The following is a 21934-nucleotide window of genomic DNA, read 5'->3' as shown; positions in this document are numbered from 1 at the left end:
ACGGTCGCTGCGCTCCCACCCCCGGATAAATCCCTCCACTCAGCCTTCCGAAGGGGCCGGCACGGCAAAAGCGTTTCTCGAGCTAACGCTCATCGTGACCAGCACCTTCTACACTGGTAGCACGGCTTGTTCTTTCGGCCTCAGACAACCACCACCAGAGGAGTCTGTTTCATGGCAGATAGAAAATGCGATTGTCCGGGATGTCGTTGCACGATCAAGGAGGGTGAGCATTCTTATGTGGCGCACGGTAAGCATTATTGCTGTGAGGCTTGTGCGCATCATCACAAGAGTGGTGAGGAATGTTCGGGCAAGGGGTGTCAGTGTGCGCATCCCAAGTAATCTCGGGTATTGAAAAGGTGGAGCCTAATCAGGCTCCACTTCCAGTTTCAGGCTGTCGTCGTCCAGGCGTTCGGTGTGGCGGACGTTGCCGTGCAGGCGGCGGCCTTCGACGTTGACGACGATGGTCTTGGCCTGTTCAAGGTCTTCCGGCAAGGGCGCCGGGACGCGCAGGGCGAAGCGGTAGGGGTCGTTTTCGACGGGTTCCAGGCCAACCGGGCAGTCGACGCTTTTGGTGATGCGACCGAACAGGGTGTCCAGGCCGTAGTCCAGGTGTGCCGGGCTGTTGATGGTTGTCATGTGAGTTCCCCCAAAAGTGTCCCCGCCTGCGCGCAAGCTTAGCTGGCCGGTCGCCATGTGACGTTTTCCACGCCGAATTTTTCTGCCATCGGCTTGCTGGTCTTTTGCACTTTCTCCCGGCCAAAACGGGGGATGCGGCCGACCCCTGCGTCGCAGCTTGCCCAGTGCCACGCCTCGGTGTTGTCCATTTTGTCCGAGCGGATAATGAACGACTTTGGCGTGCCGTGAAGGGTGTAATCGATGACGTACAGTTTTGCGTTGTTCATAAAGCCCATCTTCCTCCCTGTGGTAATAGAAGGATCGCTGGGCTGCGGGAAAATTCACTCGGATTGTCCGACGGTATCTATCAATGGCAAGGAACGAGGCGCACTGGTTACCATGGCGCTCTCACCAACCCCGATGAATGTTCGCCATGGCCCTCGCTGCGCCCCCTGATCTGAGTGATACCGATGTGCCGGTGCAGCCGCTGGCGCGTACGTATCCGCGTGGGTTGTTCATCGAGCCGCATGAGCATGTGTGGGGGCAGTTGCTGTACGCGATGAGCGGGGTGATGTGGGTCGAGACGCCCCACGAGGCGCTGGTGGTGCCGCCGCAGCGGGCGGTGTGGTTGCCGCCGGGGGTGCCGCATGGGATTCGGGTGGTGTCGGATTTGCAGATGCGCAATATCTACTTGCGCCCGGCGCTGGCGGCGACGCTGGATGAGACGGTGCAGGTGATCGAGGTCGGCGGTTTGCTGCGTGAGTTGATTGTCGGGCTGGTGGCAGAGGGCGACAGCGGCGATCCGGACTATTACGAGGCGCTGGTCGGGCTGGCGCTGTTGGAGCTGAAACGCGCAAGGCGTTCACAGCTGAAGATCCCGCTGCCGGACGATGCCGACCGGCGGCTGATGAGCCTGTGTCAGGCGGTAATGGCCGCGCCGTCGCTGGACATTCCTTTCGAGCAGCATGCCGAAAACGCCGGGGCCAGCGTGCGTACGCTTGCACGGTTGTTCAAGGAAGGGCTGGGCATGGGCTTTGCCGAATGGCGGCGTCAGGTGCAATTGGCGACGGCAGTGGCGGAGTTGATCCAGGGTGTGCCGGTCAGCGCGATTGCCCGCGAGCTGGGTTATTCGCCGAGCAGTTTCAGCGACATGTTCCGCCGGGAACTGGGTGTCGCCCCTTCGCAATTCAGCACGACTTCCTCCTGACACCATAAAACCCATGTGGGAGCGGGCTTGCCCGCGAAGGCGTCGTGCCAGTCGATACATTTACGGCAGATGTACCGCTATCGCCGGCAAATCGAATCGTCGCACCGCAGCTCTCACAAGGGAAGCGGTGCCTTCCGGTGATTTGGCCGAAATTCAGAAGTCCTTGGCCGATGCCGGTCGCCGCCTTTCCCTAGACTTTGCCCATTCCTTTTGTGGCGGAGTGATCCCATGAATTACCTGATTTCACTGGCCGTCGGTCTGGGTGTCGGCCTGCTGTATGGCGCGCTGGATGTCCGTTCTCCGGCGCCGCCGGCCATCGCGCTGGTGGGTCTGCTGGGCATGCTGGCGGGCGAGCAGTTGTGGCCGATGGGTCGGCAACTGGTCAGTGGCTGGCTGTCCTGAGTCCTGTCTTTTTCTTTCGGAGATTTCCATGAAAGCACTGCAATTCGATAAAACCGGCGACCTGTCGTCCCTGCGCTTGGTCGAGGTGCCGACGCCGGTGCCGGGCGCTGACGAGGTGCTGGTGCAGATCAAGGCTGCTGGTCTCAATCCCAGCGACGTGAAGAACGTGCTCGGGCGTTTCCCGTACACCACGCTGCCGCGTATTCCCGGTCGGGACTTTGCCGGTGTCGTGGTCGAAGGTCCGCAGGCGTTGATCGGTCAGGAGGTCTGGGGCACCGGGCGTGAGCTGGGCTTCTTCGCCGACGGCTCCCACGCACAGTTCGTCAAACTGCCGGCCAATGGCGTGGCGCACAAGCCTTCGCATTTGAGTTTCACCCAGGCCGCCAGCCTCGGCGTGCCTTACACCACGGCGTGGGATGCGTTGGAGCGCAGCCTGGTCAGTGCCGAAACCCGTTTGCTGGTGATCGGCGGCGGGGCGGTGGCGACGGCGGCGCTGGCGCTGGCCAAAGTGCGCGGTGCGCAGTTGCTGGCGGCGGCGCGGCGGCCGGAGCAGGTCAAGGATTTGCAGGCGCAGGGTTATCAGACGATTCAGCTGGATAAACCCGAGGATCTGGGTGCGCAGGTCAACGCGGTGTATCGCGGCGGCGCCGACGTGATCTTCGACACCACCGGTTTCTGGCTGCCGGCTTCGGTGGCGGCATTGGCGACCTTCGGCCGGATCGCGATCATCGCCGCGCCAGTCGATGGGCATGTGCAACTGCCGGCGCTAGCGCTGTATCGCAAGGGCGGTTCGGTGGTCGGCATCAACTCGTTGCTGTATGGCGTTGAAGCCTGCGCGGCGATGCTGGAACAGTTCGGCCGGTTCTTCGACGAAGACCTGCTGCCACTGCCGCAAGGGCTTGTCGAAGCGCCGCTGGCCGAAGGGCTGGCGCGGTATGCCGATGTGAATCAGGGCAGTGGCGACAAGGTCATTCTGATTCCTTGAGTCTTCAGAAATAGTGACAAACCCTGTGGGAGCTAGCCTGCTAGCGAAAGCGCTTGTTCAGTCGAAGAAAATATTGACTGTGCTGACGCCATCGCTAGCAGGCTAGCTCCCACATTTTTTTGGCGGGTTTGCAATCGCATCAGAACTGATACCCAACCCCCGCGTAATACCCCCAGCCATTGGAACGCGCACGGAAATTACCGTCGCCGAAGTTCAGCTCGCTGCCGTCCTCCCAGTTGCCGCCGTTGTGGAAATAACGGCCGACCAGGGTGAAGCGCAGGTGGGTGAACGAGTACAGCAAGACGTTGGTCGCCACGGTGGCATTGGCGGTGCGCGCCGGGTTGTCCTTGTGCAGGTCCGAGCCGAAATCGAAGTTGGTGAAGCCGATGTAGGTCAGCGAGGCGCCGTTGCTGAATGTGTCGATCGGCACGATGTACTTGAGTTGCGCGCGGTAGCCGTCCCACGAATATTCGTTGCTGGCGCCGTAGTTTTCCCACTGGTAGCGCCCGTACAGGTTGGCCGACAGATTGACCCTTGAATGGGTGTCGATGTCGGTGCCGAAACCGCTGTAGAGCGTGTTGGCGCGGTTCTCTTTGCGGCTCCCGTGATCGTAGATCCAGTCGAACGCCACGTACCATTCCTTGAACGGCCCGATGGCCAGGCTGCGGCCAGCGAGGTAGTCGATGGAGATGCGCGGTTCGTGCTCCATGAACACCGGCGAGCCATGGTCCCACACGCCTTTGTCGTGGCTGTTGCCGATGTTGAAGATCTTCGGGATGTCGATGTAGCCGTACAGCTCGAACGGGCCCTTGCGTCCGAAGTATTCATATTCCAGGTAGATGTCGTCGGCCGGTTGCGGGCCGAAGCTGATGTCCTTGCTGCCGATCAGCATCAGGTCCTGGTTGTACCAGTCCGACAGGTACGCGCCTTTTTTTGGCGGGCTGGCTTCGGAGCTGAGGGCTTCACCCTGGGCGGATTCATCCGGCAGGGCAGGTTGCGCCAGCGCGGTGTGGCTGAGAACTCCGGTAACGCCGGCCAGTAGCAGGGAAACAGCAAAAGTGCGCGCACCGCGAAGGCGGTGGCAGGAAGAAGCGTGCATTCAAAGTCCTTTTTGCGGATCAAGACCCGGATCATGGGGCCTGTACGGTTTTGTAACGAAAAGGCGGTCAACAGCAACGAGCAAACGTTTGCACAAGCCGTACCAGTTTCTCAAGTGGCTGAAAAATCGATTGATTGGTGGGATTACCTGGCGACTCGGTCAACTCCCCTCAAAAGCGTCTCAAATCATCCTCTAGCCCTTGCTCAGAACAGCCGGAAGTATCGACGCAGGGCCTTATCGCACAAAAGTATTAACACTATTTAACCGGTGTCCCATCGCAGGGCATCAACTAGCGTGTGTCTGGAATAGGACGGTTTATCTGATGACCGTCATACGCTTGATACGCGTGTTGGATCTTGCAGCTGTTACACGCCTTCAAGGACGAAATCGGCCACGAAAGGAGTAGCCCGTGGAAGCAAGGTTTGGTGTCGCCCTCGTTTCGCGTTTTTCCCCACTTTCCCTCGCCGTGCATCTGAGTGTCGCCGGCTTTCTGTTCGGCGGGATGAGCACTCCAGCGTTGGCCACGTGTTCCACGGCCGGTTCGACGGTCACCTGTACCGGTGTGCCGAGCCTGCCGCTGTTTCTGAACAATTTCAGCAGTGCTACCAACGGTCTGACGGTCAACGTCAACTCCGGCGCGCAGATGAACGCCACCCTCGGCGGCAAGGTGCTCAGCCTGACCGGGGTCAACATCAACCTGAACAACTCCGGCACCCTCGACCCGGCATTGCTGGGTCTGGTTTCGGTCCTCAGTGGCGGTGCATTCATCGGCACCGGCGCGACCAGTACGGTCAGCGTGGTCAACAATGCCAGCGGAATCATGCGCGGCACCGGGATGTTGCTCGGCCTCAATCTGACCAGCATCGACGGCCTGGCCATCGGCGTTAACAACGCGGCGGGGGGCACCACCAGTATCACCAACGACGGCACCATTACGTCCACCGGGCTCTCGGTCGGCGGCATCACCCTGGCCGATACCCCGGTGGTCGGGGTGTATGGCGGTTCGCAAGTCAACATGACCAACAGTGCCAGCGGCACGATCAACGGCCGGATCGCGTTCGAGACGTCGGCAGCAGGCAACATCTTCACCAACGCCGGTAACATCACCGGCGGTGTGTCGATGGGCGCGGGCAGCACCAACACCTTCTACGCGATCACCGGTTCCAGCGTTAACGTCGGTGACGGTGTGCAAGTGTCCGTCGGCCTCGGTGGCCTGGTCGGCATCAACCTGACCTTCGCCCCGACCGGCACCATCGATGGCGGCGCGGGGGGCACCAACACGCTGATCCTGCAAAACCCGATCGGCGTCGGTGGTGGCGTCACCGGGACCGGCACCGCGTCCAGCGCGACCTACGTCAACTTCAACAACCTGACCCTCAACAGCGGCACCTGGACCTTGCAGGGGCCGTTGGTCAGCGGGGCGACCACACTCAATGGCGGTGTCGCGCAGTTCAACGACAACGCCGCGTTCGGCAGCGGTGTGCTGACGTCCAACGGCGGGATTCTTCAGGCCAGCAATGCCGGTTTGTCGCTGGCCAACCAGATCAGTCTGGGCGCCGGTGGCCTGACCCTGCAGGGCATCAACGGCACGACCCTCAACGGCGTGATTTCCGGTACTGGCGGTCTGACCAAGATCGGCAGCGGTCAGCTCAACCTCAACGGCATCAACACTTACACCGGCAACACTGTGCTCAACGGCGGCACAGTGCTAGTGGGTAATAACTCGGCATTCAGCACCGGCGGCATCACCGTTGGCGGCGCTTCGAGCATCTCGGCAACGACGCCGATTTCGCTGGCCAACGCGATCACGCTCAACAGCACCCTGACCGCAACCGGCACCGGAGCGCTGACCCTGGGCGGGGTGATCAGCGGTGCCAGCAACCTGACCAAGACCGGCAGCGGCAGCCTGACCCTCAACGGCATCAACACCTACACCGGGAACACCAGCCTCAGCGCCGGCACCTTGCGCGTCGGCAACAACAACGCCCTGGGTACCGGGGTGCTCAACACCAGCAACGGCACCAGCCTCGACAGCACCGGCAACGTGACCTTGGCCAATAACGTCGGCATCACCGGTGCGTTGAACGTGCTCGGCAGCAATGCCCTGACCCTGGCCGGCATCGTCTCCGGCACCGGCGCGATCACCAAGAGCGGCAGCGCCAGCCTGACCCTGACCGGCAACAACACCAACAGCGGCACCACCGCGCTCAATGGCGGCAGCTTGCTCGTCGGCAGCAACACCGCCCTCGGCACGGGCGCCTTGAACGCAGCGGCCGGCACTACGCTGGATGCGACCACCGCCGTGACCCTGGCCAATGCGGTGGCGCTGGCGGCGGATCTGACCATCGGCGGTACTCAGGCACTGGGCTTGAGCGGGGTCATCAGCGGCGCCGGCAACCTGATCAAGAACGGCACCGCGAACCTGACCCTCAGCGGCAACAACACCTTCTCCGGCGGCACGGCGCTGAATGCCGGGACGCTGATCGTCGGCTCCAACACCGCGCTGGGCACCGGCGCACTGACCACGGCAGCGGGCGCCACCCTCGATGCCAGCACCGCCGTGGCGCTGAGCAACGCGGTCGCCCTCGGCGGTAACCTGAACATCGGTGGCAGCGCCAACCTGACCCTCGGCGGCGTGGTCAGCGGCAGCGGCGGGCTGACCAAGAACGGCGCGGCGAACCTGATTCTCAACGGCACCAATACGTTCCTCGGTGCTGTTGCGTTGAACGCGGGCACCATCACAGCGGGTGCCAACGCTGCGCTGGGCAGTGGCAATATCACTGTTGGCGGCGCGGCGACTCTCGACAGCAATACCGCGGTGACGCTGAACAACAACGTCATTCTCAACAATAATCTGGCGATCGGCGGCAGCAGTGCATTGACCCTCGGAGGCGTGCTCAGCGGCGCCAGCCAGTTGATCAAGAACGGCACGGCCAACCTGACCCTCAACGGCGCCAACACCTTCACCGGCGGCACCGCGCTCAACGCCGGCAGCCTGACCGTCGGCAACGGCGCGGCGCTCGGCACCGGCACGCTGACCGTGGGCGGGGCGGGCGGCACGCTCAACAGCAGCGCCAATGCGACGCTGAACAACGCCATCGCGCTGAACGCCAACCTCACCACCGGCGGCGCCAACCCGCTGACTCTGGGCGGTGTGATCAGCGGCGGCAGCAACCTGATCAAGACCGGTGCTTCGAGCCTGACCCTGACCGGCAACAACACCTACACCGGCGCTACTTCGCTGAACGCCGGGACGTTGGTCGTCGGCTCCAACACCGCCCTCGGCACCGGCATCCTCAACGCCGCCAACGGCACCACACTGGATGCCAGCACGGCGGCGAGCCTGGCCAATAACGTGAACCTCGGCGGCAACGTGACCATCGGTGGCAGCAATGCGCTGACGCTCGCGGGCGTGGTCTCAGGTGTCGGCGGCCTGATCAAAAGTGGCCCGGCCGATCTGATCCTCAACGGCGCCAACACCTACTTCGGCAACACCGCGCTGAATGTCGGCAAACTGATCGTCGGCAGCAACACCGCGCTGGGCAGCGGTGCACTGAACGCAGCGGCCGGCACCACGCTGGATACCAATACCGCCGTCACTCTGGGCAACCAGGTCAACCTCGCCGGGGCGCTCAATGTGGGCGGCAGCGCGGATCTGAGTCTCACCGGAACCGTCGCCGGCGCCGGTAGCCTGGTGAAAAACGGTGCCGCCAACTTGAGCCTCAATGGCTCCAATACCTACGTCGGCGGCACCACTCTTAACGCCGGCACTCTGACCGTCGGCAACAGCTCGGCGCTCGGCACCGGCGCCTTGACCGTTGGCGGGGCAGCAACCCTCGACAGCAGTTCGCCGCTGGTCAGCCTGGCCAACGCGGTCGTGCTGAATGCGGCGCTGAGCGTCGGCGGCACGCAGAACCTGACCCTCGGCGGCGTGCTCAGCGGCACCGGCCAACTGGTGAAAGACGGGGCGGCCAACCTGACCGTCAACGGCACCAACACCTTCAGCGGCGGCACCACCCTCAACGCCGGCACCCTGACCGTCGGCGCGCCCGGCGCATTGGGCAGCGGCACGCTCACCGTCGGTGGCGCCGCGACGCTGGACAACAGCAGCGCTTTCACCCTCGGCAACAACATCACCCTCGATGCCGGGTTGACGGTGGCCGGCAACAACGGCCTGACCCTCAGCGGCGTGATCGACGGCGCCGGCAGCCTGACCAAAACCGGTCTGGACGACCTGGCCCTCAGCGGCACCAACACCTTCACCGGCGCGCTGAACATTGCCGCCGGCAGCGTCACCACCCTGAGCAGCGGGGCGCTGGGCAACACCTCCGGCGCCAACATCAGCGCTGGCGCCAGCCTCAACCTCGGCAGCAGCGCCAGCCTCGACGGCCTGAGCGGCAGCGGCAGCGTGCAGATCGGTGGCGGCAATACCCTCACCGTGGGCGGGGTGAGCAGCACCAGCACCTTCGACGGTGATCTCAGCGGCAACGGCGGTCTGACCAAGGTCGGCACCGGTACCCTGAACCTGACCGGGATCAACGGCATCGTCGGCAACACCGCCGTCAACGGCGGCACCCTGAACCTCAGCGGTTCGCTGGCCAGTGCCCAGGTCAACGTCAATACCGGCGGCACCCTCACCGGTAACGGTTCGGCACTCGGCGCGATGACCATCAACAGCGGCGGTCACCTGGCCCTGTCGTCGGGCAATACACTTTCGGCCGGCTCGTTGACGCTCGCGGCCGGCAGTAATGTCGATGCGGCGCTGGGGGCACCTTCGACCACGTCGCTGATGAACGTCGGCGGCAACCTCACCCTCGACGGTAATCTCAACGTCACTGATGCCGGTGGTTTCGGCGTCGGTGTGTATCGTCTGTTCAACTACACCGGTGCCCTGACCAATCTGGGCCTGGACGTTGCCAGCGTGCCGGTCGGTTATGGGCTGGGCGATCTGGTGGTGCAGACCGGGGTCGCCAATCAGATCAACATTCAGGTCTCGGCGCCGAATTCGGACATTCGTTACTGGGACGGCAGCCAGACCATCGCCAACGGCACTGTCGATGGCGGCAGCGGTACCTGGAACGGCGCCGGCACCAACTGGACCGACGCCAATGGTCTGGTCAATCAGACCTGGGCCGGCGACTTCGCGGTATTTCAGGGCACGGCCGGTACGGTATCGGTCAACGGCACGCAACTGTTCACCGGCATGCAGTTCCTCACCGATGGCTACAACGTGGTCAACGGTACCTCGGGACTGCTGACCGCCGTCAACGGCGCCGGCGGCACCACGGCGATGCGCGTTGATCCGGGCGTGACCGCCACAGTCGGCGTGAACATCAACGGCAGCGGCATTCTCAATAAGCTCGACAGCGGCACCCTGGTGCTCAATGGCGCCAACAGCTACACCGGCGGCACGCAACTCGATGGCGGCAAAATCGTGGTCGGCAGCAACACCGCGCTGGGCAGCGGTGCGTTGATCGCCAATGCCGGCACGCAACTGGACAGCAACACCGCCGTGACCCTGGCCAACGCGGCCACGCTCAACGGTAACCTGACGATCGTTGGCAGCAACGCGCTGACCCTTAACGGTGTGATCAACGGCACCGGCGGGCTGATCAAGAACGGCTCGGCCAACCTGACCCTTGGCGGCAACAACGCCTTCCTCGGCCCGGTGGCATTGAACGCGGGCGGACTGGTTCTGGCGTCGAACAGCGCGCTGGGTTCGGCCACTTTGAACGCGGCGAACGGCACTACCCTGGATGCCAGCAGTGCTGTCACGGCGGGTAACGCGATCAACCTGGCGGGCAACCTCGGCATCGTCGGCAGCAACGATCTGACACTCAGCGGTGCGATCAACGGCGCCGGCAGCCTGACCAAGAATGGCGCGGCCAACCTGATCCTGAGCGGGGCCAACAACTTCCTCGGCGGCGTCACCCTCAACGCCGGCACCCTGACCGCCGGCAGCAACGGCGCCCTCGGTCTGGGCAACCTGACGGTGGCCGGTGCTTCGGCGCTGGACAGCAACACTTCGGTGTCGCTGGGCAACAACGTGGTGCTCAACGCCAACCTGACCAACACCGGCAACAGCGACGTGGCCCTCAGCGGCGTGGTCAGCGGCACTGGCGGTTTGATCAAGAACGGCGCCTCCAACCTGACCCTCAACGGCATCAACACCTACAGCGGCGGCACCACCCTGAACGCCGGCACTGTGACCCTCGGCACCGCGGCGAGCCTGGGTTCCGGCGCGGTGACCGTGGCGGGCGCGTCGACCCTCGACACCACGGCGCCGGTGGTGCTGGCCAACAACCTCAACGTCAATGCCAACCTCAGCGTGGCCGGCAACAACAACCTGACGCTTGGCGGCGTGATCGCCGGGGCGGGCACCCTGACCAAGAACGGTCTGGCCGACCTGACGCTGTCCGGCAACAACACCTTCAGCGGCACCTTCGACGTGCAGTCCGGCAGCCTGACCACCCTGGGCAACTCGGCACTGGGCAGCAACGCCGGAGTCAATCTCGGCAATGCCGCGACGCTGAACCTCGGCGGTTCGGGCAGCCTCGCCAGCCTGACCGGCAGCGGCACCGCACTGATCGGCGGCGGTAACACGCTGAGCATCGGCGGCAACAACGCCAGCAGCATTTTCGGCGGTGTGCTCACCGGCACCGGCGAACTGAGCAAACTCGGCACCGGCACGCTGACCCTGACCGGCCTTAACAGCCTGACCGGCAACACCACGGTCAACGCCGGCACCTTGAACGTCAGCGGCTCGCTGGACAGCGCCAGTGTGCTGGTCAACAGCGGCGCCACCCTGACCGGCGGCGGCTCGCTCGGCGGAGCCGTGACCGTGGCGGATGGCGGTCATCTGGCCGGCGCCACCGGCAGCACGCTTTCGGTGAATTCGCTGGTGTTCAACGCCAATTCCAACTTCGATGTCGGCCTCGGCACACCGGTCTCCGGTGGCGGCAACCCGCTGGTCAACGTCGGCGGCAACCTGACCCTGGACGGCACCCTCAACGTCAGCGACATCGGTGGATTCGGCAGCGGCGTGTACCGCTTGATCAACTACACCGGCGGGCTGACCGACAACGGCATGCTGATCGGCACTGTGCCGGGCAGCGTCGCTCCGGGCGACCTGACCCTGCAAACCGCGCTGGCCAACCAGATCAACCTGCTGGTTACCGCACCGGGCGTTACCGTGCAGTTCTGGGACGGCAACCAGCTTGTCGCCAATGGTTCGGTGGATGGCGGCAGCGGCACCTGGGGTACCGGCACCACCAACTGGACCGACGTCAACGGCACCACCAATCAGGCCTGGACCAACAACTTCGCGGTGTTCCAGGGCACGGCGGGCACTGTCACCGTCAACGGTGCGCAAACCATCACGGGCATGCAGTTCGTCACCGATGGCTACAGCCTGCAGAACGGCACGGCCGGGTCGCTGAATCTGGTCAACGGTTCGCTGGGCAATGCCACCGTGCGGGTCGACCCGAACGTCACCGCCACCGTGGGCGTGGCGCTCAATGGCGCCGGCACGCTGGGCAAATACGACACCGGCACGCTGGTGCTCAACGCGGCCAACGGCTACACCGGCGGCACTGCGCTCAATGGCGGCAAGATTGTGGTCGGCAACAACGCGGCCCTCGGCACCGGCGTGTTGACCGCCGCCAACGGCACGGCGCTGGACAGCAACACGGCGGTCAGCCTGGCCAACGATGTGGTGCTCAATGGCGGACTCACCGTCGCCGGCTCCAACGCGTTGACCCTCGACGGTGTGGTCAGCGGCAGCGGCAGTCTGATCAAGACCGGCGCGTCGAGCCTGACCCTCAACGGCAGCAACACTTACAGCGGTGGCACTCAACTGTCTGGTGGTTCGCTGATCCTGGGCAACAACAGCGCCCTCAGCAGCGGCGCCCTCAGCGTGCTGGGCAACGGCACCCTCGACAGCACCAGCGCACTGCAACTGGCCAACGCCATCAACCTGGGGGCGCAACTGACCCTGGCCGGCAACCAGAACACCACGCTGATCGGGGCGATCACCGGCAGTGGCAGCCTGGTGAAAAACGGCAGTGGCGACCTCGTCCTCAGCGGTGCCAACACCTACAGTGGCGGCACCACGCTGAACGGCGGCAGCACCCGTGGTGACACCAGCAGCCTGCAAGGCGCTATCGCCAACAACGCGACGCTGACCTTCGAGCAGAACAGCGACGGCAGCTACACCGGCAACCTGACAGGCGCCGGCACACTCAACAAAACCGGCACCGGCGCCTTGCTGCTGACCGGCAACAACACCTTCACCGGCAACACCGCCGTGCAGGGCGGTTCGCTGAACGTCAACGGTGTGCTCAACAGTGCCAGCGTCAACGTAGCCAGCGGGGCGAAGGTCGGCGGCAGCGGCGTGTTCGCCGGCGCCGTGCAACTGGCCAACGGTGCGACGCTGACCGGCGGCGGCACTGCAACGCCGTTGTCGGTGGGTTCGCTGGCATTGTCTTCAGGCACCAACCTGGACTTCAGCCTCGGCTCGGCCGCCAGTTCTACAACGGTGGTCAACGTCGCCGGCAACCTGACCCTCGACGGCACGCTGAACATCAGCAACGCCGGCGGCTTCGGCACCGGGGTCTATCAACTGTTCAGCTACGGCGGCAGCCTGACCAACAACGGTCTGGTCTACGGCAGCCTGCCGGTGTCGGCGGCCAACCTGACCCTGCAGACCGCGCTGGCCAATCAGGTCAACCTGCTGGTGCAGAACACCCCGGGTGAAGTGCAGTTCTGGAACGGTGGCACCACCAATCCGGACGGCAGCATCGGTGGCGGCAGCGGTGTGTGGGGGCCGGGCACCAACTGGACCGATCCGAGCGGTACTCAGGCGCTGGCGTCGAACGGTCAGTTCGCCGTGTTCGGCGGGCAGAGCGGCATAGTCACGGTGCAAGGCAATCAGAACTTCACCGGGTTGCAGTTCCTGTCCAGCGGTTACAGCCTGGTGCCAGGCGCCGGCGGTACGCTGATCCCGGTCAACGGCCCGGGCGGCAGCCTCGCGCCGGTGCGGGTGAATGCCGGTGGCAGTGCGGAAATCTCCGTACCGCTGGTGGGCAGTGGCGGCATCGAGAAGCTGGATTCCGGCACCCTGATCCTCAGCGGCGCCAACACCTACAGCGGCGGGACTACGGTCAGCGGCGGTACGCTGATCGGTAATATCACCAGCCTGCAGGGCAACATCCTCAACAACGCATTGCTGGTGTTCCAGCAGAACACCAATGGTCAGTTCAACGGTGTGCTCAGTGGTACCGGCGCATTGGCCAAGCGGGGGGCCGGAACCCTGCTGTTGACCGGTAATCAGCCGTTCAGTGGCACGGTGGCGGTTGATCAAGGCGTGTTGCAGGTCGGCAGCCGTTCGGCTCGGGCTTCGCTCGGCGGGCAGGTCACCGTGGCCAACGGCGCCGGGTTGAGCGGTAACGGCAGCGTCGGTTCGTTGGTCAACCATGGCGTGGTGCAATCCGGTGCCGAGGCTGGCACCTTGAGTGTCGCCGGCAACCTGACCAACGCCGCCGACGGTGTGCTGGCCCTGACCGTCAGTTCGCCGACCGCCACCCCACTGGCGGTCGGTGGTACCGCCACCCTGGGCGGCGGTCTGCAGGTCAACAGCCTGGCACCGTTCACCGGCAATACCGTGTACTCGCTGATCACCGCCGGTGGCGGAGTGACCGGCACCTTCAGCGCCGCCGACCTGCCGCAATATGCGTTCCTCGACACGGCGCTGGTGTATGACCCGAACGCAGTGAACCTGGTGGTCAGCCGCAACGGCAACTCGTTCGTCGACGTCGCCGCCACCCGCAACCAGCGCAACACCGCCTCGGCGTTGATGCGCAACGGCGCGGCGGGCAGCGCGTTGCAGGACGAAATCATCAACCTCAGCGTGGCCGGGGCACGTAACGCCTTCGACAGTCTGTCGGGGGAAATCCATGCCAGCACCGCCAGCGCGATCCTCGAGGATTCGCGCTACGTGCGGGACGCGGTCAACGACCGTATGCGCCAGCCATCGTGCAGTGCGCCGGACGATCCACGCCGCGCCCTGGCCCCGAGCGACAACCAGCTGAGCAGCAACGGTTGCCACGGCGAAATGGTCGGCTGGGCCCGCGCACTCGGCGCCTGGGGCGAGTCGGATGGCAACAGCAACAGTGCGAAGCTGGATCGCAACCTGAGCGGCTTCATGCTCGGCACCGACAAGCAGCTCGACGACCAATGGCGCGTCGGCATGGCCGCCGGCTACACCCGCAGCGATCTGGATGCCCATGATCGTCGCTCGGATGCCACGGTCGAGAGCTACCACTTGGCGGCGTACCTCAACTCGCAATTCGATGCCCTGGCGGTGCGCCTTGGTGCGGCGTACAGCTGGCACGACATCGAGACCAAACGCGACGTCAGCGTCGGCGCCTACAACGATCGGTTGAAAGCCAATTACGACGCCCGCAGCGCCCAGGTGTTCGGTGAAGTCGGCTATGCCATCGAAGCGGCCGGGATTGCCCTGGAACCGTTCGCCGGTCTGGCCTACGTCAACTACGACAGCGACAAGGCCAAGGAGAAAGGCGGGGTGGGGCGCCTGCGCGCCGAGTCCGATCAGGACATCACCTTCTCGACCCTGGGCGTGCGCGCCGGCAAGGTCATCACCCTGGCCAACGGCGGGCAATTCACTCCGCGCGCGGCCCTCGGCTGGCGGCATGCCTTCGGTGAAACCAAGCCTGACGCCGACCTGACCTTCATCGACGGCGGCGCCTCGTTCAACACCCAGGGCGTGCCGATTGCCAAGGACAGTGCGGTGGTCGAAGCGGGCGTGGACTTCCAGATCAGCCCGACCGGTAAACTCGGCATCGGCTATTCGGGGCAGCTGTCGAACGAGAGCAACGACCATGCGATGACCATCAGCTTCAGTCTCGGGTTCTGATTCAGGAGCGAAGCACTTCAGCCGCCCGCAAGGGCGGCTTTTTTTTGCCCGCCGACCCCTCTGCTAAAATCCCTCCCACCGCCTCCCGGAGACTGCCCCATGACCGAGCCCATCCGTCTGACCCAATACAGCCACGGCGCCGGTTGTGGCTGCAAGATTTCGCCCAAGGTGCTGGAGGTGATTCTGGCCGGCAGCGGGGCGCAGAACCTTGATCCGAAACTGTGGGTCGGCAATGCGTCGCGCGATGATGCGGCGGTGTATGAAATCGATGCCGAGCGCGGGGTGGTCTCGACCACGGATTTCTTCATGCCGATCGTCGACGACCCGTTCGACTTCGGCCGCATCGCCGCCACCAATGCCATCAGCGACATCTACGCCATGGGCGGCGATCCGTTGATGGCGATTGCGATCCTCGGCTGGCCGGTCAACGTGCTGGCGCCGGAAGTGGCGCGAGACGTGATTCGCGGTGGCCGTGCGGTGTGCGATGACGCGGGAATTCCGTTGGCCGGCGGGCATTCGATCGATGCGCCGGAGCCGATTTTCGGTCTGGCCGTCACCGGGCTGGTGGAAAAGCGCTTCATGAAACGCAACGACACCGCTACCGCCGGTTGCCTGCTGTACCTGACCAAACCGCTGGGCATCGGCATCCTCACCACGGCGGAAAAAAAGGGCAAGCTGCGCCCCGACGACATCGGCGTGGCCCGGGACTGGATGTGTACGCTGAACAAGCCCGGCAGCCGTTTCGGCAAACTGGCCGGGGTCACCGCCATGACCGACGTCACCGGGTTTGGCCTGCTCGGGCATCTGGTGGAAATGGCCGACGGCAGTCACCTGACGGCGCGGGTTTTTTATGACCGGGTGCCGCGGCTTTCGAGCATCGAGTACTACCTCGAACAGGGCTGCGTGCCCGGCGGCACCTTGCGCAACTTCGACAGTTATTCGAGCCGCGTCGGGCGAGTGCAGGAATTGCACAAGCGCGTGCTGTGCGACCCGCAGACCAGCGGCGGGCTGCTGGTGGCCGTGACCCCCGAAGGCAATGCCGAATTTCTCGCCGTCGCTGCCGAACTCGGCCTCGCGCTTGAGCCGGTCGGTGAATTGATCGCGCGACAGAGCCACGCGGTCGAGGTGAATTGATGACCGCCGACTTCACCGACTACCGCGACATCTTCCTCAACGACCGCCCGCTGATGGACGCCCGTGCGCCGGTCGAGTTTCACAAGGGCGCGTTTCCCGGGGCAGTCAATCTGCCGCTGATGAACGACATCGAGCGGCAGCGGGTCGGCACTTGCTACAAGCATCACGGGCAGCAGGCCGCCATCGAACTGGGCCATCAACTGGTCTCCGGCGCGGTGAAGGCCGAACGGCTCCAGGCTTGGGCGGCGTTTGCCCGGACGCATCCCGAGGGTTATCTGTATTGCTTTCGTGGCGGCCTGCGTTCGCAAATCGTGCAGCAGTGGCTGAAGTCGGAAGCCGGCATCGATTACCCGCGTATCGGCGGTGGCTACAAGGCGCTGCGGGGTTTTCTGATCGACACCCTCGAATCAACCTTGGCCGACTGTGATTTCGTACTGCTGGGCGGCATGACCGGCACCGGCAAGACCGAAGTGCTGGTGCAACTGCGCAACAGTGTGGATCTGGAAGGCCATGCCAATCACCGGGGCTCGAGTTTCGGCAAACGCGCCACCGGTCAGCCGTCGAACATCGATTTCGAGAACCGGCTGGCCATCGACTTCCTGAAAAAGCGTGCCGCCGGCATCGATCAATTTGTGCTGGAGGATGAGAGCCGGGTTGTGGGGAGCTGCGCGCTGCCCTTGCCGCTGTATCAGGGCATGCAGCAATACTCGATGGTCTGGCTGGAAGATCGTTTCGAGCAGCGCGTCGAGCGAATCCTGCGCGATTACGTGGTGGATTTGTCTGCCGAGTTTCAGGCTGTGCATGGCGACGAGGGTTTCGCGCGGTTTTCCGAGCGCTTGCTGGAAAGCCTCGACAACGTGCACAAGCGCTTGGGCGGCGAGCGGCATCGACGGATGCGGGGGTTGATGGAAGAGGCGCTGGCGGAGCAGGGCCGCAGCGGGGCGGTGGAGTTGCACCGCGCGTGGATCGAAGGTTTGCTGCGTGAGTATTACGACCCGATGTATGTGTTTCAGCGCGAGAAGAAGGGCGGGCGGATCGAGTTTGCGGGGGAGCGGCAGGCCGTTATCGAGTACCTGCGTGAGCGGGTCAAACCCAAGGCCTGACGGGACCCGAGCGGGCCCCGGACAAACTCAGGTCGGACAGCTTTCCTGGCCGTTATCCAGTCCCTGTTTGTAGCTGTGGCTCTGCAGGCTGGCCTTGCCGTTGTGCCAGGTCAGGGTCAGCACATACAGCGAGTCGTAATCGCTGGATTCCCAATCCTCTGTGATCTTCTGCTTCCCGCCGACCGCCTTGTCCGCCACCTTGTTGATCAGCTCCGGCAGGTAGCCATGGGACCACGCGGTGTAGATTGTCGAGTTGTGGTACTTGTCGTCGATCAGCTCCCGGGCCAGGTCACTGGTGTCGTTGGCCGAGAACTCGATGTTCACCGGCAGGCCGAGTTTGATCGCGGCGGGGCTGATGGTCATCAGCGGGCGGATGTAGCTGTAGGAGTTGTCCAGTTCGCCTTCCTCGACGTTGCGCGTCGGATTGGCGGCGAACACGTAGTCGGCCTTGCCGAATTTTTCCGGCAGCAGGGTCGACAGGTCGATGGCCCGGTTCAGGCCCTGGCAGTTGAGCTGGCCGAGACCACCGGCCGGTTTCTCCGCATGGCGCAGGAACACCAGGGTCTGGGTGCCGTCCACCGGTTGCGCACGGCTTTCGCTGGATTCCAGCGACAGGAACAGCGCGCTGACCGCCAGCAGGGTGGGCAGGGCCACATACGCGCGATGTTTGAAGCGTCTGGCGACTTTCATCAAGTTCGTCATGAGATAAGGGTTCTTCAGTCTGTTCGGTTAAGGCTGACAAACCTCTGCACCGGTAAATGCGCGCCGGCTGTTTTCCCTGTCATCACTGGCTTGCTTGGAGCCCCCTGAGGCCCGTTTGGTTCGATCCGCTTGAGTGCGCCGTACTTTACCGTTGAGGCTGTGCGGTTGGAGGGAAGGTTAACCACAGGATGTTGCGGATTTAAGTAAGCCGGCGGGCGAGGGTGTAAAGAACCCGAGCCAGAGCGCTGATCGTGGATTATGCTCAGGCCTTTCATTTTGTGACTGGATGCTACACATGACTGATCTGTCCGCGTTCCCGATCACCCAGAAATGGCCGGCGCAGTACCCTGACTGGATTCAGCTCTATTCCCTGCCGACCCCCAACGGCGTCAAGGTCTCGATCATGCTTGAAGAGATCGGCCTGCCCTACGAGCCGCACCGCGTGGGCTTCGACACCAATGACCAGATGTCTGCGGAGTTCCTGTCGCTGAACCCGAACAACAAGATTCCGGCGATCATCGACCCCCACGGTCCAGAGGACAAACCGCTGCCGTTGTTCGAGTCCGGCGCGATCCTGATCTACCTCGCCGACAAAAGCGGCCAGTTGCTGGCCCAGGAAGGCGCGCTGCGCTACGAAACTCTCCAGTGGCTGATGTTCCAGATGGGCGGGATCGGCCCGATGTTCGGCCAGCTCGGTTTCTTCAACAAATTCGCCGGCAAGGACTACGAAGACAAGCGTCCCCGTGACCGCTACGTCGAAGAAAGCCGCCGCCTGCTCAGCGTCCTGAACACCCGCCTGGAAGGGCGCGACTGGATCATGGGCGAGCGCTACACCATCGCCGACATCGCCACGTTTCCGTGGGTGCGCAACCTGATCGGCTTCTACGAGGCGGGCGATCTGGTCGGCATCGACAACTTCCCGAACGTCACCCGGGTGCTGGAGCGCTTCCTCGCGCGGCCGGCGGTTGTGCGCGGGCTGACCATTCCTTCCTGACCCGGCGGGAACCGGGTGCGCAGATTGTTGCGTGCCCGGTAACGCACTGTTGATTGATCCAGGTTTGTACCCCGATCCCCGCAAGGCATAAGCTTCGCCCCCTACGACTTTCGTCTCATCCGCTGTTTTCAGGAAAGGCCCCATGTCCAGTCAGTTCCCCGAAGCACGTCCACGCCGTCTGCGCCGCAATGCGAGCCTGCGCAGCCTGTTCCAGGAAACCGAGTTTTCCCTCAACGATCTGGTGCTGCCGATCTTCGTCGAAGAAGAGATCGACGATTTTGTGCCGATCAAGAGCATGCCCGGCGTGATGCGCATTCCCGAGCGCAAACTGGCCGGCGAAATCGAGCGTTACGCTCGGGCCGGAATCAAGTCGGTGATGACCTTCGGCGTGTCCCATCACCTGGACGCCAACGGCAGCGACACCTGGCGCGAAAACGGCCTGGTGTCGCGCATGTCGCGGATCGCCAAGGACGCCGTGCCGGAAATGATCGTGATGTCCGACACCTGCTTCTGCGAGTACACCGACCACGGCCATTGCGGCGTGATGCACAACCATGAAGTCGACAACGACCAGACCCTGATCAACCTCGGCAAACAAGCGGTGGCGGCAGCCCGTGCCGGCGCCGACGTGATCGCGCCGTCGGCGGCGATGGACGGCCAGGTGCGGGCGATTCGCCGGGCACTCGACGACGCCGGCTTCACGCAGATTCCGATCATGGCCTACTCGACCAAATTCGCCTCGGCGCTCTACGGCCCGTTCCGCGAGGCCGGTGGCAGCGCGCTGAAGGGCGATCGCAAAAGCTATCAGATGAACCCGATGAACCGCCGCGAAGCCCTGCGCGAATCGTTGCTCGACGAACAGGAAGGCGCCGACGCGCTGATGGTCAAACCGGCCGGCGCGTACCTGGACATCATCCGCGACATCCGCGAAGCCTCGAACCTGCCGCTGGCGGCGTATCAGGTCAGCGGCGAGTACGCGATGATCAAGTTCGGCGCCCAGGCCGGGGCCATCGACGAAGATCGCGTGGTGCGTGAAAGCCTCGGCGCGATCAAGCGCGCGGGTGCGGATCTGATCTTCACCTACTTTGCGATGGACCTGGCCCTGGCCGGGATCTGACCTTTCAGGGGCAATTGAAAAACGGCCGGATCCCGTGGTCACGGAAATACCGCTCGATCACCTTCGGATCCGCGCTGTTGTCGGCAATCGCCACGTAGGTATCGGGGCGCAGCAGGTAAAAGCCGTTGCGCCCCAGGCCCGCCGTTTCAAACGCCGGACGCCAGTCGAACACGTGCAGCGGCAAGTGATGTTCATTGCACCAGGCGATCATCTCGTCGCTGGTGTCGCCGTACACATGCACCTGCCAGCACGGCTGGCGCAACGGCTCGTAATTGTCCCCCTCGCCATCATGGGCCCACGGCAAGCGGTCGCCGCCGTGGACGTGCCCGGCCACGCCTTCGCTCAACGCCATGCCCCGATAGTTGAGGGTGATCTGCGACACCGTGCGAAACAGGAATTCGCGGCTGCTCTCGAATGAGGCCATTTTCGGAATCAGGAACGGCGCCAGCCGTGTGCGCAACAGGTCGGCCATGCGGCCTTCGGCGGTGACGAAGCTGAAGACCTTGTCGGTGGTCGACACCAGTCGCCGGGCGAAGGCGATGCGTTCGGTTTCGTAGCTGTCGAGCAGCCCGGGCGTGGCTGCGCCGCCGAGCACTGCCGCGAGTTTCCACGCCAGGTTGATCGCATCGCCGATGCCGGTGTTCATGCCCTGACCGCCGGCCGGGCTGTGCACGTGCGCCGCATCGCCGAGCAGAAACGCCCGGCCCTTGCGAAAGTGATCAGCCACCCGGTGATGCACGCGGTAGGTGGAGAACCAGTTGACGTCCTCGACGTGCACGTTCAAATGTTCGATGGCGCGATTGCTGACGTCGGAAAACTCGAGGGTTTCGGCACGATCCGCACGCTCGTCGCGCACCGTGCCAATCAACCGCGCGCGGCCTTCGCCGGCCAGCGGGAACACCGCGAGAAAGTCCGCCTCATCCAGGTCCAGATGCAACTCGCCATTGAGCGCCGGACCGCTGGCCCGCACATCGGCGACATAGAAAATCTGCTGATAGGTGCCGCCGGGAAAACCGGTGTCGAGGGTCTTGCGCACGATTGAACGAGCGCCGTCGCACCCGGCCAGATAGCAGGCCTGGCAGATTTCCTGCTCGCCATCCGGCAGGCGCAAGTGCGCGGTGAGGCCGTCACCGTTTTCGGTGAAACTCTCCAGCGTCGTGTTGCGCTCGACGGTCACGTCGTAGTCTTCGAGTCGGTCGATCAACAGCCGCTCGTGTTCGTCCTGCGGGTACATTTCCAGAAAGGCATAGGGCGTCAGGCCTTCGCCGATCCGGTTCAACGGCAACTGCGCCACCGGTTTGCCCTTGACCCAGAAATTCGCCGCGGCCACCCGATGACCGTTGCGCACCACCGTATCGGCCAGATCCAGTTGCCGGTACAGCTCAAGGGTCCGCGCCTGCACCGCCAGCGCCCGCGAGGTGGTGCCGGGGGCGGAGGTCTTGTCGATGATACGTACGCGCACGCCCAGTTTGCTCAGCCACAGGGCCAGCACCAGCCCGGTGGGGCCCGCGCCGATGATCAGAACATCACTGCGGTTCATGGTCTGTGCTCCTCGCGTGTCCTGATCCGAGACTTGCCACTGCAGCAGCAAGTATGGATCAGACGGCGAGGGCGGCCAGTCGGCCTGCCAAACGGGGCGATGG

At 63.9% G+C, this 21934-nt stretch carries 14 protein-coding genes; 9 read left to right on the top strand and 5 right to left on the bottom strand.

Annotated elements, in window-relative coordinates; genetic code table 11:
* The first annotated feature begins 171 nt into the window (after positions 1–171).
* Positions 172–339 carry a metallothionein gene (locus tag ACTJK9_RS25800; RefSeq protein ID WP_074689145.1) on the top strand — a complete coding sequence of 56 codons (168 nt, stop codon included), beginning with the start codon at positions 172–174 and terminating at the stop codon, positions 337–339.
* 24 nt (positions 340–363) lie between these two features.
* On the opposite strand, the gene ACTJK9_RS25795 is transcribed toward ACTJK9_RS25800, so the two are convergent.
* Both ACTJK9_RS25795 and ACTJK9_RS25790 read right to left on the bottom strand, forming a co-directional pair.
* Positions 364–636 (bottom strand): hypothetical protein, encoded by a 273-nt coding sequence (locus ACTJK9_RS25795; RefSeq protein ID WP_064597964.1) that lies wholly within the window; start codon positions 634–636, stop codon positions 364–366.
* 38 nt (positions 637–674) lie between these two features.
* Entirely contained in the window at positions 675–902 is a 228-nt protein-coding gene (locus ACTJK9_RS25790) for a DUF6555 family protein (protein ID WP_064597962.1), read from the bottom strand.
* A 137-nt stretch (positions 903–1039) separates the two neighbouring features.
* Between ACTJK9_RS25790 and ACTJK9_RS25785 the strand changes: the two genes are divergently transcribed.
* From ACTJK9_RS25785 to ACTJK9_RS25775, 3 genes are all read left to right on the top strand, one after another.
* Positions 1040–1822: an AraC family transcriptional regulator gene (locus ACTJK9_RS25785; RefSeq protein WP_221397730.1), complete on the top strand. Its 783-nt coding sequence runs from the start codon at positions 1040–1042 to the stop codon at positions 1820–1822.
* A 228-nt stretch (positions 1823–2050) separates the two neighbouring features.
* Positions 2051–2224 carry a DUF1427 family protein gene (locus ACTJK9_RS25780; protein WP_074689141.1) on the top strand — a complete coding sequence of 58 codons (174 nt, stop codon included), beginning with the start codon at positions 2051–2053 and terminating at the stop codon, positions 2222–2224.
* 28 nt (positions 2225–2252) lie between these two features.
* Positions 2253–3209, top strand: coding sequence for a quinone oxidoreductase family protein (locus tag ACTJK9_RS25775; RefSeq protein WP_085612751.1), 957 nt, complete (start codon positions 2253–2255; stop codon positions 3207–3209).
* 139 nt (positions 3210–3348) lie between these two features.
* Here ACTJK9_RS25775 and ACTJK9_RS25770 read toward each other — a convergent pair whose 3' ends face one another.
* Positions 3349–4308, bottom strand: coding sequence for a nucleoside-specific channel-forming protein Tsx (locus ACTJK9_RS25770; protein ID WP_221397729.1), 960 nt, complete (start codon positions 4306–4308; stop codon positions 3349–3351).
* A 409-nt stretch (positions 4309–4717) separates the two neighbouring features.
* On the opposite strand from ACTJK9_RS25770, the gene ACTJK9_RS25765 reads away from it, so the two are divergent.
* From ACTJK9_RS25765 to mnmH, 3 genes are all read left to right on the top strand, one after another.
* Positions 4718–15241 carry an autotransporter-associated beta strand repeat-containing protein gene (locus ACTJK9_RS25765; protein ID WP_440817131.1) on the top strand — a complete coding sequence of 3508 codons (10524 nt, stop codon included), beginning with the start codon at positions 4718–4720 and terminating at the stop codon, positions 15239–15241.
* 99 nt (positions 15242–15340) lie between these two features.
* On the top strand, positions 15341–16375 hold the full coding sequence (gene selD / locus ACTJK9_RS25760; protein ID WP_440817128.1) for a selenide, water dikinase SelD: 1035 nt from the start codon (positions 15341–15343) through the stop codon (positions 16373–16375).
* On the top strand, positions 16375–17478 hold the full coding sequence (mnmH, locus tag ACTJK9_RS25755) for a tRNA 2-selenouridine(34) synthase MnmH (protein ID WP_440817125.1): 1104 nt from the start codon (positions 16375–16377) through the stop codon (positions 17476–17478). Before selD ends, mnmH begins: the two co-directional genes overlap by 1 nt.
* A gap of 27 nt (positions 17479–17505) precedes the next feature.
* Here the strand turns inward: mnmH and ACTJK9_RS25750 are convergent, their stop codons facing one another.
* Positions 17506–18180, bottom strand: coding sequence for a histidine phosphatase family protein (locus ACTJK9_RS25750; protein WP_221397725.1), 675 nt, complete (start codon positions 18178–18180; stop codon positions 17506–17508).
* Positions 18181–18475: 295 nt separating this feature from the next.
* Between ACTJK9_RS25750 and ACTJK9_RS25745 the strand changes: the two genes are divergently transcribed.
* A complete protein-coding gene (locus ACTJK9_RS25745) occupies positions 18476–19174 on the top strand; it encodes a glutathione S-transferase family protein (protein WP_064597941.1) in 699 nt (232 codons plus the stop codon).
* Positions 19175–19316: 142 nt separating this feature from the next.
* Positions 19317–20291 carry a porphobilinogen synthase gene (hemB, locus tag ACTJK9_RS25740; RefSeq protein ID WP_085648205.1) on the top strand — a complete coding sequence of 325 codons (975 nt, stop codon included), beginning with the start codon at positions 19317–19319 and terminating at the stop codon, positions 20289–20291.
* Positions 20292–20295: 4 nt separating this feature from the next.
* Here the strand turns inward: hemB and ACTJK9_RS25735 are convergent, their stop codons facing one another.
* Positions 20296–21831, bottom strand: coding sequence for an FAD-dependent oxidoreductase (locus tag ACTJK9_RS25735; RefSeq protein WP_440817120.1), 1536 nt, complete (start codon positions 21829–21831; stop codon positions 20296–20298).
* Positions 21832–21934 lie beyond the last annotated feature (103 nt).

Source organism: Pseudomonas sp. 22082 (genome assembly GCF_052046055.1).
Classification (GTDB): Bacteria; Pseudomonadota; Gammaproteobacteria; order Pseudomonadales; family Pseudomonadaceae; genus Aquipseudomonas; species Aquipseudomonas pharyngis.
Note: the sequence above shows the minus strand (reverse complement) of the source record. Positions and strands in the feature narration are given on the sequence as shown.

Coding starts and splice junctions, on each gene's coding strand:
- ACTJK9_RS25800 (WP_074689145.1), top strand. CDS start 172: ATGGCAGATAGAAAATGCGATTGTCCGGGATGTCGTTGCACGATCAAG.
- ACTJK9_RS25795 (WP_064597964.1), bottom strand. CDS start 636: ATGACAACCATCAACAGCCCGGCACACCTGGACTACGGCCTGGACACC.
- ACTJK9_RS25790 (WP_064597962.1), bottom strand. CDS start 902: ATGAACAACGCAAAACTGTACGTCATCGATTACACCCTTCACGGCACG.
- ACTJK9_RS25785 (WP_221397730.1), top strand. CDS start 1,040: ATGTTCGCCATGGCCCTCGCTGCGCCCCCTGATCTGAGTGATACCGAT.
- ACTJK9_RS25780 (WP_074689141.1), top strand. CDS start 2,051: ATGAATTACCTGATTTCACTGGCCGTCGGTCTGGGTGTCGGCCTGCTG.
- ACTJK9_RS25775 (WP_085612751.1), top strand. CDS start 2,253: ATGAAAGCACTGCAATTCGATAAAACCGGCGACCTGTCGTCCCTGCGC.
- ACTJK9_RS25770 (WP_221397729.1), bottom strand. CDS start 4,308: ATGCACGCTTCTTCCTGCCACCGCCTTCGCGGTGCGCGCACTTTTGCT.
- selD (WP_440817128.1), top strand. CDS start 15,341: ATGACCGAGCCCATCCGTCTGACCCAATACAGCCACGGCGCCGGTTGT.
- mnmH (WP_440817125.1), top strand. CDS start 16,375: ATGACCGCCGACTTCACCGACTACCGCGACATCTTCCTCAACGACCGC.
- ACTJK9_RS25750 (WP_221397725.1), bottom strand. CDS start 18,180: ATGACGAACTTGATGAAAGTCGCCAGACGCTTCAAACATCGCGCGTAT.
- ACTJK9_RS25745 (WP_064597941.1), top strand. CDS start 18,476: ATGACTGATCTGTCCGCGTTCCCGATCACCCAGAAATGGCCGGCGCAG.
- hemB (WP_085648205.1), top strand. CDS start 19,317: ATGTCCAGTCAGTTCCCCGAAGCACGTCCACGCCGTCTGCGCCGCAAT.
- ACTJK9_RS25735 (WP_440817120.1), bottom strand. CDS start 21,831: ATGAACCGCAGTGATGTTCTGATCATCGGCGCGGGCCCCACCGGGCTG.